The sequence below is a fragment of the Prosthecobacter sp. genome (assembly GCF_044222345.1).
Taxonomy (GTDB): domain Bacteria; phylum Verrucomicrobiota; class Verrucomicrobiia; order Verrucomicrobiales; family Verrucomicrobiaceae; genus Prosthecobacter.
Window position 1 is genome coordinate 31,589 of record NZ_JBGANL010000010.1, and the last position, 13,863, is coordinate 45,451.

Sequence of the window (13,863 nt, forward strand, 5' to 3'; positions counted from 1 at the left end):
AACCACGAGCGCTCCAATAGGTTTTGGAGACACCGCGTGGTCTAGGAAAATGGTGAGACGATGAGTTCATTTGAGAAAGAAGTGATGGCAGGTCTATGCCCTAGAAGAGTATGAGAGTTATGGATAACATGATATAAATCAATAAATTTAGTCACTCTTGGTTAATTATCTTTAGTGAGAGAGTATTCACAATTGATATTCATGCATGACTCGGTTATTGCGCCAAACCTTGCTTGCATGGGCCCAGACATGCCCGCCGACAGTTTTGAAAGTCGATTTGCCGGACTCCTACCACCGAAACCTGTGGATGAAAAGACTCGCCAAAATGGGCAAGGTTCTGGTTGAGGCGATGGGCGTGAAGGTGAGGATGCTGAAATAAAGCCATGCCCCGAACCATTCTCCACGTCGATATGGATGCGTTCTTTGCCTCCATCGGACAGCGTGACAGTCCAGAAATAAGGGCGTAGTGTGTGCAGCCAGCTATGAGGCCAGGAAGTTCAAGGTGCGGTCCGCCATGACTTCTCGAACCGCTGCAAAGCTCTGTCCGCGTGGCATTTTTGTTCGCCCTCGGATGAAGGTTTATCGTGCTGAATCCGTTCTCATCATGGAGATCCTGCGGAGCATCACGCCACTGGTTGAACGGATGTCAGTGGATGAAGCCTATCTTGCCTAATCGTTATTGCGGTTTTGCAGTGACCTTCAGCGGCACGTCTTCCATCATCGAGCCCTTCTCTTCACGGCGGGCAGTGTAGGCGGCCACGATCTCGGGCAGCCCGCGCAGAATCTGTCCGCCGCGTCCCTCGCCGCTCACACGTCGGATGATCCCGTCCGCCTCGGCTTTGTCAGACATGCCCTTGTAGAGGTCCCGGTGCCAGCCCAGGCTGATGAACGCCGCCTTCACCTGGTCGCCGGAGAGCAGCGCCTCGCGCGGCTCCTTCTTGAAGCTGGTGGGGAAGAGCTTGAGGAACTCCTCCATCGTGGGCTTGTGGCGGCCGAAGCGTGCCTCGGCTGCGTCGGGCTGCTCCCTGGCGGCGGCCAGCTCACTCTGAGGCACCTCGCGCCAGAACTGCCGGGAGGCGCTCAAAGCCGCCGGCATCAAGCCGAAGGCCATGGCGCACATCACCGGTGGCGGTCTGTCCGAGAATCTCGGCCGTATTTTCCTCAAACGCGGCCTCGGCGCGAACCTGCGCATTCCGTTCTGGCAGAACGACGCCGTGCAGAAGGTGCTGCGGCACGCAGACCCGAAGGACGCCATCGACACCTTCAACATGGGCCTCGGCTGGGTGGCGATCGTGTCGCCAGACGACGCCGACAGGGCACTGACCTGCGGTGAGAACGCGAAGATCATCGGATCGATGGACACGAGCGCCCAAGTGAGCGTAGAGATCGACTAAGCCGCTGTGGTCTCACACATGGCCTAGGCGACGACGACGGCACATGAAGGCTAGCCCTGCGCTAAACATTAGCAATGCGCTGCCTGGCTCTGGCACAGGCAGAAAGAAATTGTTGAAGACGTTGTTGGCTACATTGGCCCCGAGTATGGCCCCATCTCGGTTGTCAGACGCCCAATGAATGCCGCCGTAAATACGGCTCATACCAGCCTCTTGGGCCGCCTGACTGAAACTGGTAAAATCGCGAGTGGTCCCACTAGGGAGGAAGGGCGACTCAGAGTCCGTGGTGAAGGCGATGTTGTCCGTCCCAAAGAAGTTCGCCAAAATTTCTGCGCCCGCCATGCTGAAGGCGCTGTGACCACTGGTGTAGGAGCCGAATGAAGGTGTTGGAATCAGCGGTGACCAAGCGGCATCGCCAATGGTAGCGGGATTGCCATCCGTGTCTGCCGTGTTGATCGCGAGCATGGGGCGCCAGTTGTCGAAGTAACGCTTTGCCTCCCAAGTAGCGATGCCGGTGTCTGCTTCCGCGATATTCAGCAAGGCAAAAAGACGGGCATTGTCCTCCACGCTTAATCCCGCTCCGCTGTTGGCAGCCGTGGACACGGTTTGTGCGATGCGGTTCCAGTGACCAGGCGGTGAGGCTGTTCCCGGACCATCCACCCAGAAGTAAGCGATGACCGTCTGGTCCGTTGTGCGAGTCGAACCTGTGGCGGCACCGATACTTTTGACCTGATGGAACTCAGCGGTGTAGGCTGAGCTTTGAACCCAATTGGCATAATCAGTCGTGGTCAAAGTGCCGCCGGGTCCAGTAGCGACGAGGCCATCAGGCCCCGCAGGGCGAAATTGACTGCCGCTGGTCATGGTGAACGGCGTCACATAACCCCATTCCGATTTGAGGAAAGTGCCCGTAGAAGCTCCCCACGCGCCGGCAGTGCTTCCAGCTTGCCAATAACCAGGCGTTCCAAAGGGCTGCGCTGTGTAGGTGCTAGCGGCATTCCACCCGTCACCCGCACGGGAGGTCACCATGGCCTGAGCTGCGGCCAATCCGACCTCCATGCCACGTGTTTTGGCCTCTCCATCGGCGATACCGGCCATCTGCGTGTTGTATTTGTTGGTAAAACTCGATATGTAGGGATTGCCGGGGCCGTAGGAATCATTGTAGTTCGAAACGAGCACATTGTAGGCGGCGGTGGCAGCCGCTGCATTGACATCGATGCCCGAACCCGCTGTCACAGGGTTAAAATAACCATTGTACCCCGTGTAATTGCGGTTCACTGAGTTCACCGCGTCAAACATCGCCCCGCCCATCATTCCCATGGTCCGCGAATTGCTCGGCGGCGTGGCGGTTGATCCTTCTGCGGCAAAGGTCTGCCGTATGAGCGTGTTCCACTCCATAATAACGTCAGCCCGAATGCTGGCCGTGAGGGCCAGCAGGGTGAGAGAAGAGAGAAGTTTATTCATGGAGGTGAGAGAAGTTTATTCATGGAGGTGATCCTACACTCAGTCTCGTAAATTATGACAATTATATAAACGAGCAAGGCCTAATGTTAAAATTTCATATATCCGAAAGAACGGCGCACCCATCCCTGTCTGGGAAAACCACATGAAGACGATCCTCCCCCTGTTTTTCGGCCTATTTGCCGCCTCAACCCTCTTTCTTCCTCCAACCACCCTCGCGCAACAGCCTGCGATCCCTGCCAAGGCCAAGCGAGCACCCAATCCGGCACCGATGCAGCACAAGGCATCGTGTCACTCTTCAAGGGTAAGGATCTGGCGGGATGGACCACCAAGCAGCTCCATAATCACGATTGGAGCGTCGTGGATGGCGTCATTGACTGCAATCCCCAGGGGGAAGTCAAAGGGGACCGGGAGCTGTGGACGACGAAGGAATACGCCGACTTTGAGCTGTGGGTGGACTGGCGCATCAAGGAAAGTCCCTTCGTGAACAACAAAGCACGGATCATTCTGCCAGATGGCTCCTACCAGAAGGACGATTCAGGCAACGTGATTACGGTTGCAGCACCCAATACCGACTCTGGAGTCTTCCTGCGCGGCCAGCACAAGTCGCAGGTGAACATCTGGTGCTGGCCGGTCGGATCTGGCGAAGTGTGGGGCTACAGGACCGATCCAGCCTTTGACGCCAAAGTCCATGCCGGGGTGACACCCAAAGTGAAAGCTGACAAGCCGATTGGCGAGTGGAACACATTCCACATCACCCTGAAAGGCGACCGCCTGACAGTCACACTCAACGACAACCTGGTCATTGACGACGCCCAGCTACCTGGCATTCCACGCCAGGGGCCGCTGGCCCTACAGCTGCATCCAGAACGCAAAGACGGTGAATGGGGTGCCTCGCTGGTTCAGTTTCGCAACATACGTATCAGGCAGCTTGGGGCAGGGGAGTAGCGTTGGTGCCGTCGTCACCTTTCAATTCTGCGGGACGAGGGCCTGGATGAAAGTGCACTTCAAATGCACTGTGATCGGATCGGTAAATGCGGAATTCCCTTGTATACTCGCTTGTATACTGACGGCCATTGATTGGGCCAAATTGTGACTAAGTGGGACGCGCGCCTTTTCGCTTCGATACATACATTATCCATTCATTAACAATGATTTGAATGCATGTGGGCAACTGGGGGGAAGTACGCGAAAAACGCCAAAAACTCATTGCGAACGAGACGCTCTACCAACTGAGCTATAGCCCCAAAATGGGATGTGCTGCGGATGGAGTGTGACGTGTGGCGTCTGCCGCCGTGGTCGCCTTCCACCGAACGGAATTAAATATGCGAGGAACCGGTGATCCGGCAAGCTTATTTGCGGAGGCGTGGAAAGTGAGGGGGGAATGAGGGGTCTCAGCCCTGCGCGAGCTTGCGGTAGAGCTTTTCCATGGCGGGGGCGCTGCGGCAGGCGATGGCGGCCTGGGCGAGGATGCTGGCGACGTCGAGGCGGGAGATTTTGATGCCTTGCTGGACTTTGTCCCAGGGGGAGGAGCGCATCTTAGCGACGGTTTGAATGCCGAGGAGCAGGGGCAGGGCGGTGGCGTAGCGGAGCTTGGTGTGAAGGACGTGCTGGACGTAGAGCAGGCCGCACTCGAGGTGCTGGGTGCAGGTTTGCAGCCAGAGGCTCCACTCGGTTTGGATGTCTGCGGGCTGGCAGGGGAGGTAGCAGCGGCCGTCGCGGGTGTCTTCGCCGATGTCGCGCAGGATATTGATGAGCTGGAGGCCTTTGCCCATGCGTGCGCCCCATTCCTGCATTTGGGCGGTGGTGACGGTGGGATCGAGCGAGCCGGGGAGCTCGGTGGCGCAGAGCTGGGTCCAGAATTCGCCGACACACCCGGCGACGAGCCAAGTGTACTGGTCGAGCTCTTCGGCGCTGGCGAGGCTGCGCAGGCGGCCATCGGCGGGAAAGCGGCGGATGTCGAGCATCTGGCCGTCGATGATGTGCTCCAGGACGCTCTGGATGGCGGCGAGGGGTGTGGGCTGCATGGTGCGCAGCCAGGCAATGCCGCTGGCGAATTTCTCCATGAGGCGGCGCTCGGCGTCGTCGCTCTGCTGGGTGCAAAACTGCATGGTGAGAATGTCGGCCAGGCTCTGTGCTTCGCCGGAGCCGCGTACGAGAGTGCGGTAGCGTTCGAGGCAGTCGAGCCGCACGGAGGCGCTGACGATGGCGGTGTCTGCGATGGTGTCGGCGGTGCGGGCGAGGAGATAGGCGAGGGAGATGGGCTCACGCAGCTCCTTGGGCAGGGCTTTGAGCGTGAGGTAGAACGAACGGGAGACCGAGGCCAGCAGCTGGCCGCCGAGTTCGCGTTCGTGATGAGTTTCGTCGGACATGAGGGGGGGCTAAATGATAGATGGTGGATGCCGGGGCAAGCATTCTCTGCTAGCATACGGAGAGTGAAGCATCTCTACGTCCATATTCCTTTCTGCCACCGCATCTGCCCGTATTGCAGCTTTCACAAGCACACGCCGGGCGGCACGGACATGACGGCGTTTGTGGATGCGCTGCTGCGGGAGGCGGAAAAGCAGCCGTTGAAGCCGCAGACGATTTTTTTCGGTGGTGGCACGCCGACGATGCTGAGTGATGTACACCTGGAGCGGTTGCTGCGCGGACTGATGGAGCGGGTGGATATGTCCCAGGTGGTGGAGTTCACGATGGAGGCGAATCCGCGCACGGTGACGGCGTCCAAGGCGGCGATCATGCGCGAGATGAACGTGACGCGGGTGAGCCTGGGAATTCAGGCCTGGGATGATGAGACGCTGAAAACACTGGGGCGTGACCATGCCCGGGCGGATGCGGAAGCGACCTGGCAGGTGCTGAAGGAGGCGGGGTTTCCGAGCTTGAACCTGGATCTGATGTTTTCGATTCCCGGGCAAAGTGTGGAGACGTGGGGCCAAACTTTGGCGCATTCGATCTCGCTGCAGCCGGATCACATTTCGGCCTACAACCTCAACTACGAGGAGGACACAGATTTTTTCCGCCGGCTCAAAGCGGGGGAGTATCGCGAGGACGAAGGCCGTGATGCGGAGTTTTTCAATCTGGCGATCGACACGCTGGAGGGCGGCGGATTCGAGCACTACGAGATTTCCAACTATGCGAAGCCGGGGCACCGCTCCGTGCACAACGAGGCCTATTGGCTGGGGGAGGATTATCTCGGCATCGGGCCCGGGGCGTTTTCGACGGTGGGCGGGAGGCGCTGGAACAATGTGAAGGACACGCCGCGCTACATGGCGATGACGCTGGCCGGTGAAGAAACAGCGGTGGATGTGGAGGAGCTCACGCCGGAACAGCGCCGGACGGAGCGCTTTGGCCTGGAGTTGCGCACCGCACGCGGCCTGCCGCTGGATTTGGTGCAGGCCGAGTCACGCCAGATGCTGGAGACGCTGCGTGAACAGGGGCTGCTGAGCTATGATGCAGGCCATGTGCGGCTCACGCGTGTGGGCAAGCCGCTGGTGGACCCGATCGCGGTGGCGCTGATGGGATGAGATCAGCGCGGGAATTTCATGCCAGAGCCGATGGCGGTGAAGATCAAGGCGAAAAAGGCGATGATACCGATGAGGACCATGCAGATGCCAATGAGGGTCATGATGCCGTGAAACTTCCAGTAGCGACGCTGTTCGGTGAGGGCGGCATCAAGATCCGCAATGGAGCGTGAGGCCATCAGTCGGGCGATGCAGTTGGCATACTTCCAAAGTTTGAGAGCGGGGTAGATGGTGAGAAAGGCAAAGACACCCAGGTAGACCGATGTGCCAATCAACAAGCCCGTAAGGATTGCGGGATTCTTGGAGAGCATCGGATTGCCTGAAATGGCAGGATTGCTGGTGAATTCTGGATTGTTGAACGTTCCGGAGACGGCGAGCAAAGCATAGAGGCAGCTCCCGAGGACGAGAAACAGGCCCACGAGCCAGAAGATCACGGACATGAAACGCACCCATGGCTTGGTGCCCGCAAGCTGGGCGATCGTGCTGGGGGAGACAGCCTCTGCCGCGCTGCTGGTGGCGGAACCGAAGAGATTGGCGACCGGGGAGGAGTAGGGATTTGAAAGGGGGGATTCCATGGCAGGCGAAAGTGGGAGGAGGATGAGCGCTGGAACAATAGCGGTCGTTTGCCAACTCTACGAAAATAATTCGAAGGTTGTCAAAATCAAACGGAGCCGCTTCATTGATCGCTCATGGCAGCGGCACGTGCGGACACCTTGCAAACAGTCGAACTCGCGGATGGCGTGGAGATTCAGCTGCGCGTGGCGGGGCCGGCGGTGCGCAGCATGGCCTACCTGATCGATCTGCTCATTCGCATCGGCATCGACATCCTGGTGGCGATCTGTGCGCACTGGCTGCTGCAAGACCTGATCGGCGAGGAGATGACGCACGGGCTGTCCCTGCTGTTCGTGTTTTTCATGGAGTGGTTTTACAACGTGTTTTTTGAAGCCGGTGCGAAGGGGTCGACGCCGGGGCAGCGAGCCATGAAGCTGCGGGTGATGAGCGTGACCGGCGGGCCGGTGTCTCTGGCGCAGGCGGTGATGCGCAATTTTCTGCGCGTGGTGGATTTTATGCCGGGGCTGTACCTCACGGGTATCGTGTGCATGCTGTTTACGAAGCGGTTTCAGCGTCTGGGGGATCTGGTGGCAAACACCGTGGTGACGTATGCGGAGGTGCCGCTGTTCAACGCGCCGCAGGTGGAAATCCGTGCGGAACGCCGTGCGCCTTCGCAGGTGCTGACGCGTGAGGAGCAGGCGGCGCTGCTGCAGTTCCTGGAGCGTTCGCCGCTGTGGGCGGATGAGCGCCGGATCGAACTCGCCACGCTGGTGCAGCCGCTGACTAAGGCGGCCGGAGTGGAGGGGCTGCGGCGGCTGTGCGGCATGGCACTGTGGCTGCAGGCCCCGGAAGATAAAAGCGGGACTCCGCCACCGCTGAAAGGAGCAGCCATGTTCCGCCCATGACACCGGCCCAGTTTGAAAAGCAGATCGAGCCGCGCTGGCAGAAGCTGGAGACGCTGCTGAAGGAAGCGGAGAAGTCACACCCCACGGCGGCGGTGGAGGAACTGCCCGCCACTTTCCGCCAGGTGTGCCATGATCTGAGCGTGGCGCAGCACCGCATGAGCCCGCAGCGGCTGACGCAGCACCTCAATGCGTTGGCGATCCGCGGCTACCGCGTGCTGGAGCGGCACAGCGCCGGGGGCTGGGATGCGTTTGTGCGGCTGCTGGTGGTGGAGTTTCCGCAGGCGGTGCGTGCGGAGTGGCGGCTGTTCTGGTGGTGCACGGCATTGTTTTATCTGCCGGCGGTGCTGATGGCCGCCATCACGCCATCGCATCCTGAATGGGCGATGTCTTTTCTGGGGCCGGATGCCATGGTGCAGATCGAGAGCATGTATGGCGAGGCCAGCAAGCCGACCGATTTTGTGCGTGAAAGCTTCGGCTCAGGGTTTGCCGCGTTTTGCCACTATATTTTGAACAATGTCAGCATCGACTTCAGGACCTTCGCTGGAGGTGTTCTGGGAGGCGTGGGGGCGTTGTTTGTACTGCTGTTTAATTCCCTCTACTTCGGTGCTGCGGCTGGATACGTGCATTATGCGGGCAATCCGCTGACGCTGTACTCCTGGGTGATCGCACATGGCGCCCCGGAGTTTACCGGGATCGTGATTTCGGCCATGGCGGGCATGCGGGTGGGCTGGTCGGTGCTGCGACCGGGCCGCTTGGAGCGGCGCACGGCGCTGGTGCTGGCCGGGCGCAAGGCGCTGCCTTTACTGGTGGGGGCGGCGGTGCTGACGAGCATCGCAGCGGTGCTGGAGGGATTTTGGTCGCCGCTGGATCTGCCGCTCGTGATCAAATTCACGGCCGGCGGCATGTGCTGGCTGCTGGTGGCGGTGTTTCTCCTGTTTAGCGGAAGGAGGCAGGCGGATGCGGCTTGAAGACATCACGGTCGCTTTGCGGCCACGCCAGCCGTGGGAGGCTGTGGACCTGGGCTGCGCCATGGTGAGGCGTGACTTTGGCCGCATCCTCGTGCTGTGGGTGTGCACGGTTGTGCCGCTGTGGGTGCTCGTGGGTGTGCTGCTGCGTTCATCGCCTGCGTGGATTCCGCTGGCCGTGTGGTGGCTGAAGCCGCTGTATGACCGTGTGCCGCTGTTCTTTCTGAGCCGTGCGGCCTTTGGCGAGCGGCCCACCTTTCTTGAAACCTGGAGGGCGTGGCCGCGGCTGTGGCTCACGAATTGCCTGCCAGCGCTGCTGTGGCAGCGGCTGTCCTTCATCCGCAGCTTTGCGCTGCCGGCGCAGATGCTGGAGGGGCTGCGCGGGGCGGCGGTGAAGAGACGCATCAAAACTCTCGCGATGGATGGGGGCAGCTCAGGCGTTTCGATGACGCTGGCATTTTCCAACATCGAACTCGTGGCCTGGATCGGCCTGATACTGGGGACGCATGGCATGCTGCCAGAATCCGCCCAGCCTGACTGGGAGGGGCTGTTTGAATCCTTCGATTTCGAGAGCACCATTCCGGATGCTTTTCTCTGTTGGGGGGCTGTTTGCCACATGGTGATCGTCACGCTGATCGAGCCCTTCTATGTGGGGGCGGGCTTCGGGCTGTATTTGAACTGCCGCACGCGCATCGAAGGCTGGGATGTGGAGCTGGCGTTTCGCCGCATGGCCGCGCGGCTGACTTCCGCGACTGCGGCGGTGCTCATCGCCGTGCTGATGCTGGGTGGCGCTCCTTCTAACGTTCAGGCGGCTGACCAGAATGACCCGGCCGTGGTTGCACGTGAGGTGCTCGCAAATCCTGAGTTTGAAATTCACAAACTTAAAATTCCGAAATGGGTGAAGGATGAAGACAAGGACAAGAAGGCAGACCGGGCCAAGGCGCAGGGGCTGGATTTTTTCGCGGTCCTGTTCAGGTTGATGTTTTGGGCGCTGGTGGTGGGGGTGGTGACCTGGCTGATGATTTACCTGGTGAAGAACCGCCATCTGTTCAGTTCACGTGGCGTCAGCAAGGCGCCGGTGCGGGTGCCCAAGGTGCTGATGGGGATGAACATCACGCGCGAGAGCCTGCCGGAGGACGTCGTGGGCGCAGCGCGAGCGGCATGGGCTGCGGGTGACTTCAAGGAGGCGCTGAGTCTGCTGTATCGGGGGTCACTTTCGTGGCTGGTGATCCGCCGCCGGGTGCCCATCACGGACAGTGACACGGAGGAGGACTGCCTGGTGAAGGTGCTGCAGGCCGGAGAGAAGACCGAGGCGGATTACTTCCGCCAGCTCACGGGTGCGTGGGTGCAGGTGGCGTATGCGGTGATGCCGGTGTCGGAAGATGAAATGCAGGCGCTGTGCGACCGGTGGCCGTTTGTGGAGAAGGGAGGTGCGGCGTGATGCGGCGCTTCATTCGTGGCCTGCTGATGCTGGCAGGTGCGCTGGTGCTCTGCGCCTGCGGGGATGGCCGCGGCGGCCACTGGAAGGAGGTGGAGAGAATCACCGGCTACAAGGGCAAGGCGCGGGTGAACCCCTTCCTGGCGGCGGAGCGGCTGCTCAATGAACTCGGCCACCATGCCCATGCGGCGAAGTCGCTGGGGAAACTGCCGCAGCATGATGCGGTGATCTTCATCTCCGGGGAAGACGGACTGCCGCAAGGCCGGGCGAAGCAGCTGCTGCGCTGGACCTACAGCGGCGGGCACCTCATCTATTTCCTCGATGGCACCCGGCCCTACAATGACTTTGAAACGCAGTTTGGCTCCTTCATTTCCGCCATGCTGCTGAAGGAGCAGAAAGATCCGGTGCTGGAGCAGCTCGGGGTCGGGCTGCAGAAACGCTTCCCCGAGGAGGATCTCAAGGAGCTGCTGAAAAACAACGACGGCTGGCAGGAGGCCGAAAGCGAGCCGGATGCCCAGGAGAAAGCACCTGGGAAGGAGAATGTGAGGCTGGAGTCCGACCAGGAGGTCACGTGGAATGGCAGGACCTACCAGCTCAGTCTGGGCGGTTATCAGAGCCTGATCCTCAAGCGCAAGCTGCTGCGGGGTGAGTTTTCCGCCGGGGCGAAGGACGAGTCGCTGGCGCTGCATTTGAGGCACGGCATGGGCACGGTCACGCTGCTGGCGCATGCGCGGCCTTTCCGCAATCACTGGATCGGTGACCACGATCACGCGCGCTGGCTGTCCGCGCTCGTGGGTGAAAATGGTTCCAAGGAGGTGCTGTTTGTCGCGGCTTCCATAGGCAGTTTCTTTGGACTGCTGTGGCAGGATGGCTGGATGGCTGTTGTAACACTGGCGCTGTGCCTCGGCTTCTGGCTCTGGCAGCAGATGCCGCGCTTTGGGCCGCTGGCGGAGGTGGAGCTTGATTCGACCCGCCATTTTGCCAGCCACATCGGCGCGCTAGGGGAGTTTTTCTGGCGCATGCGGCGCGTGGCGCTGCTGGTGAATTCTGCCCGAGATGCGGTGTGGGAGCGTGTGCGTGAGCGGCTTCGATCACTTGATGACGGCAGCCGGCAGATGAACGATCCCCTGGCCGAGGAGATCGCCCGCCGCAGCGGACTGCCGGTCAAGCGGGTGACCGCCGCGTTCGATGTGACGCCGCCAAACAGCGCTCATCAGTTTGTGACTCTCATGCGCGATCTTCAGGCCATCCGCCGTGCTCTTTAAAACTTCACCAACACCTCCATGAATCCGATCCTTCCTGAACCTGACGTCTCCAGTCTCTACACACCGCCGCCGCCCGGTGGTTTTGCGCCGCCGTCCGTGCCGAGGAGCACAGAGATCTTTCGGAAGATCCACACTGCGGTGAGCCAGGTGTTTGTGGGGCAGGAGGAGGTGCTGTATCAGGTGCTGGCGGCCTTGCTGGCCGGAGGGCATGTGCTGCTGGAAGGGAAGCCTGGGCTTGGAAAGACGCATCTGGTGCTGGCTCTGTCCCACACCTTTGGCGGCAGCTTCCGCCGCATTCAGTTCACGCCGGACTTGATGCCCTCCGACGTCTGCGGGCACACGCTGTTTGACATGAGCAGCAGCACGTTCCGAGTGCGGCGCGGGCCGGTGTTTGCCAATCTGCTGCTGGCAGATGAAATCAACCGTGCGCCTGCCAAGACGCAGTCATCCCTGCTGGAAGTGATGCAGGAAACGCAGGTGACGATTGATGGCGAGAGCCACGCGCTGGCGCCGCCGTTCATGACCTTTGCCACGCAGAACCCCATCGAGCAGGAGGGAACGTATCCGCTGCCGGAGGCGCAGCTCGACCGCTTTCTGCTCAAGGTGCTGATCGACTACCCGGATGTGGCGAATGAGACGTGGATCGTGAAGGCCGTTTCATCGCGCGCTTCGGGGGGCGGACTCTCCACGGCGGATGTGCCGCAGGTCTGCACGCCGCAGGACATCCTGGCCGCACAAGAAGAGGCTGCTGCCGTGCAGGCGGTGGAGCAGGTGGTGGACTATGCGGTGAAAATCGTGCGTGCCACGCGCCAGCACAGCGCCATCTCACTCGGTGCGGGGACGCGCGGCGCGATCAGCCTGGTGCGTGTGGCCAAATCGTACGCGCTGCTGGAGGGGCGCAGCTTCATCACACCTGCGGATGTGAAACGCGCGGTGCTGCCCGTGCTGCGGCACCGTGTGCAACTGGCGCCGGAAATTGCCATCAGCGGCCAGAGTGTGGATGACATGCTGAACTCACTGCTCAAGTCCATCGAGGCGCCTCGCGTCTGATTTTCATGCGCCCGACCGCCCTGCTGCTCCGACTTCTCATCGCCTGGCTCGTCCTGGCGGTGGTGGCGTGTGTCTGGGAGAGCCTGGCGGTGCTCTGGCAAATCGGCGGCGGATTGCTGCTGCTGGCGCTGGTGGTGGATGCCTTCACACTGCCGCGTCGCGGGCGCATCACGGGCGAGCGCTCGCTGCCCGGACGCTTTGCGCTGGGGGTGGACTCCTCGGTGACGCTGACGGTGACGCATGCGACCCGGCGTACGCTGAAGCTGGAGGTGTTTGATGGCATCCCCACGGCGGCGGAGGCGGAAGGGCTGCCCTACCGTGTGAGCATCCCACCGGGGGAGTTTGCCGCGATCTCGTATGAGGCGCGTTTTGTGCGGCGGGGGCAGCATGCGTTCAAACCGGCGCATGTGCTGGTGGATTCGGCCTTGGGTCTGTGGCGGCGGCTGCACTTCATCGCGCGTGAGAGCCAGACGCGCGCCTACCCGAACTACGAGCCTGTGGTGCGCTTTGCCCTGCTGGCGATGGCGAACCGCGTGGAGCAGATGGGCATCATCAAGCGGAAGCGCATGGGGGCCTCGCTGGATTTCCACCAACTGCGCGACTACCAGGACGGGGATGTGCTTTCACGCATTGACTGGAAGGCGACGTCGCGCAGATCCATGCTGGTGAGCCGGGACTTCGAGGAGACGCGCAATCAGACGATCCTGCTGGTGCCGGATTGTGGACGCCGCATGCGTGCGCTGGACGGGGGGCTGAGCCAGTTTGACCACTGCCTGAATGCGATGTTGCTGATCGCCTTCATCGCGCTGCGGCAGGGGGATGAAGTGGGCGTGGTGGGCTTTGGCGGGGTGCAGCGCTGGCTGCCGCCGGTCAAGGGCGCGCACAGCATGCCGAAGCTGCTCAACCATCTCTACAACTATGAGGCCAGCAGCGAGCCGAGCGACTTCACCGAAGCGGCAGAACGGGTGATGACGCTGCAACGGCGGCGTGCGCTGGTGATCATGCTGACCAATCTGCGCAGTGAGGACGGTGCCACACTGGCGGCGGCTGTCGGCGCGATGCAGAAGCGTCATCTGGTGCTCACCGCCACGCTGCGTGAGCAAGAGCTGGAACAGCGCGCGGCGGCTACCATCGATCACCTGCACGACGCGCTGCAATACGGGGCGCTAACGCATTACTTTGGCGAGCGCCGTCAGTTGCTGGAGTCGCTGCGCGCACGCCGGGTGCTGACGGTGGATGAGTCCGCGCAGATGCTGCCGGTGGCGCTGGCGAACAAGTATCTGGACGTGAAAGCAGGCGGGCTTCTCTAAATCAGTGC

At 61.0% G+C, this 13,863-nt stretch carries 13 protein-coding genes and 1 pseudogene; 10 read left to right on the forward strand and 4 right to left on the reverse strand.

From position 1 onward, the window contains the following. Positions 1–383 precede the first annotated feature (383 nt). A pseudogene (locus tag ACILSL_RS07755) lies at positions 384–667 on the forward strand (DNA polymerase IV); the annotation flags it as partial. A gap of 9 nt (positions 668–676) precedes the next feature. Here ACILSL_RS07755 and ACILSL_RS07760 read toward each other — a convergent pair. Then, complete coding sequence (locus tag ACILSL_RS07760) at positions 677–1,111, reverse strand: hypothetical protein (RefSeq protein WP_395731434.1); 435 nt, start codon at positions 1,109–1,111, stop codon at positions 677–679. Between ACILSL_RS07760 and ACILSL_RS07765 the strand changes: the two genes are divergently transcribed. Next, on the forward strand, positions 1,110–1,394 hold the full coding sequence (locus ACILSL_RS07765) for an AIR synthase-related protein (RefSeq protein WP_395731435.1): 285 nt from the start codon (positions 1,110–1,112) through the stop codon (positions 1,392–1,394). The genes ACILSL_RS07760 and ACILSL_RS07765 overlap by 2 nt on opposite strands. A 12-nt stretch (positions 1,395–1,406) precedes the next feature. Here the strand turns inward: ACILSL_RS07765 and ACILSL_RS07770 are convergent, their stop codons facing one another. Next, positions 1,407–2,852, reverse strand: coding sequence for a phosphatase PAP2 family protein (locus ACILSL_RS07770; RefSeq protein WP_395731436.1), 1,446 nt, complete (start codon positions 2,850–2,852; stop codon positions 1,407–1,409). 285 nt (positions 2,853–3,137) lie between these two features. Between ACILSL_RS07770 and ACILSL_RS07775 the strand changes: the two genes are divergently transcribed. Further along, positions 3,138–3,797: a DUF1080 domain-containing protein gene (locus ACILSL_RS07775; protein ID WP_395731437.1), complete on the forward strand. Its 660-nt coding sequence runs from the start codon at positions 3,138–3,140 to the stop codon at positions 3,795–3,797. Between the two features lie 446 nt (positions 3,798–4,243). Here ACILSL_RS07775 and ACILSL_RS07780 read toward each other — a convergent pair whose 3' ends face one another. Then, on the reverse strand, positions 4,244–5,221 hold the full coding sequence (locus tag ACILSL_RS07780; protein ID WP_395731438.1) for a phytoene/squalene synthase family protein: 978 nt from the start codon (positions 5,219–5,221) through the stop codon (positions 4,244–4,246). A 63-nt stretch (positions 5,222–5,284) separates the two neighbouring features. Between ACILSL_RS07780 and hemW the strand changes: the two genes are divergently transcribed. Further along, on the forward strand, positions 5,285–6,373 hold the full coding sequence (gene hemW / locus ACILSL_RS07785; protein WP_395731439.1) for a radical SAM family heme chaperone HemW: 1,089 nt from the start codon (positions 5,285–5,287) through the stop codon (positions 6,371–6,373). 2 nt (positions 6,374–6,375) lie between these two features. Here the strand turns inward: hemW and ACILSL_RS07790 are convergent, their stop codons facing one another. Beyond that, positions 6,376–6,945 (reverse strand): DUF5362 family protein, encoded by a 570-nt coding sequence (locus ACILSL_RS07790; protein WP_395731440.1) that lies wholly within the window; start codon positions 6,943–6,945, stop codon positions 6,376–6,378. Positions 6,946–7,059: 114 nt separating this feature from the next. On the opposite strand from ACILSL_RS07790, the gene ACILSL_RS07795 reads away from it, so the two are divergent. Genes ACILSL_RS07795 through ACILSL_RS07820 form a run of 6 tightly spaced genes read left to right on the forward strand, consistent with a single transcriptional unit; the run spans position 7,060 to position 13,855 of the window. Beyond that, complete coding sequence (locus ACILSL_RS07795) at positions 7,060–7,827, forward strand: RDD family protein (RefSeq protein WP_395731441.1); 768 nt, start codon at positions 7,060–7,062, stop codon at positions 7,825–7,827. Then, positions 7,824–8,795 carry a stage II sporulation protein M gene (locus ACILSL_RS07800; protein WP_395731442.1) on the forward strand — a complete coding sequence of 324 codons (972 nt, stop codon included), beginning with the start codon at positions 7,824–7,826 and terminating at the stop codon, positions 8,793–8,795. The genes ACILSL_RS07795 and ACILSL_RS07800 overlap by 4 nt, the downstream gene beginning before the upstream one ends. After that, a complete protein-coding gene (locus ACILSL_RS07805) occupies positions 8,785–10,233 on the forward strand; it encodes a DUF4129 domain-containing protein (RefSeq protein WP_395731443.1) in 1,449 nt (482 codons plus the stop codon). Before ACILSL_RS07800 ends, ACILSL_RS07805 begins: the two co-directional genes overlap by 11 nt. Then, on the forward strand, positions 10,233–11,495 hold the full coding sequence (locus ACILSL_RS07810; RefSeq protein WP_395731525.1) for a DUF4350 domain-containing protein: 1,263 nt from the start codon (positions 10,233–10,235) through the stop codon (positions 11,493–11,495). The genes ACILSL_RS07805 and ACILSL_RS07810 overlap by 1 nt, the downstream gene beginning before the upstream one ends. 18 nt (positions 11,496–11,513) lie before the next feature. Further along, complete coding sequence (locus ACILSL_RS07815) at positions 11,514–12,545, forward strand: AAA family ATPase (RefSeq protein ID WP_395731444.1); 1,032 nt, start codon at positions 11,514–11,516, stop codon at positions 12,543–12,545. A 5-nt stretch (positions 12,546–12,550) separates the two neighbouring features. Beyond that, the gene (locus ACILSL_RS07820; RefSeq protein WP_395731445.1) at positions 12,551–13,855 is read left to right on the forward strand and encodes a DUF58 domain-containing protein; all 1,305 of its coding nucleotides are present in this window, start codon (positions 12,551–12,553) and stop codon (positions 13,853–13,855) included. The last annotated feature ends 8 nt before the right edge of the window (positions 13,856–13,863 follow it).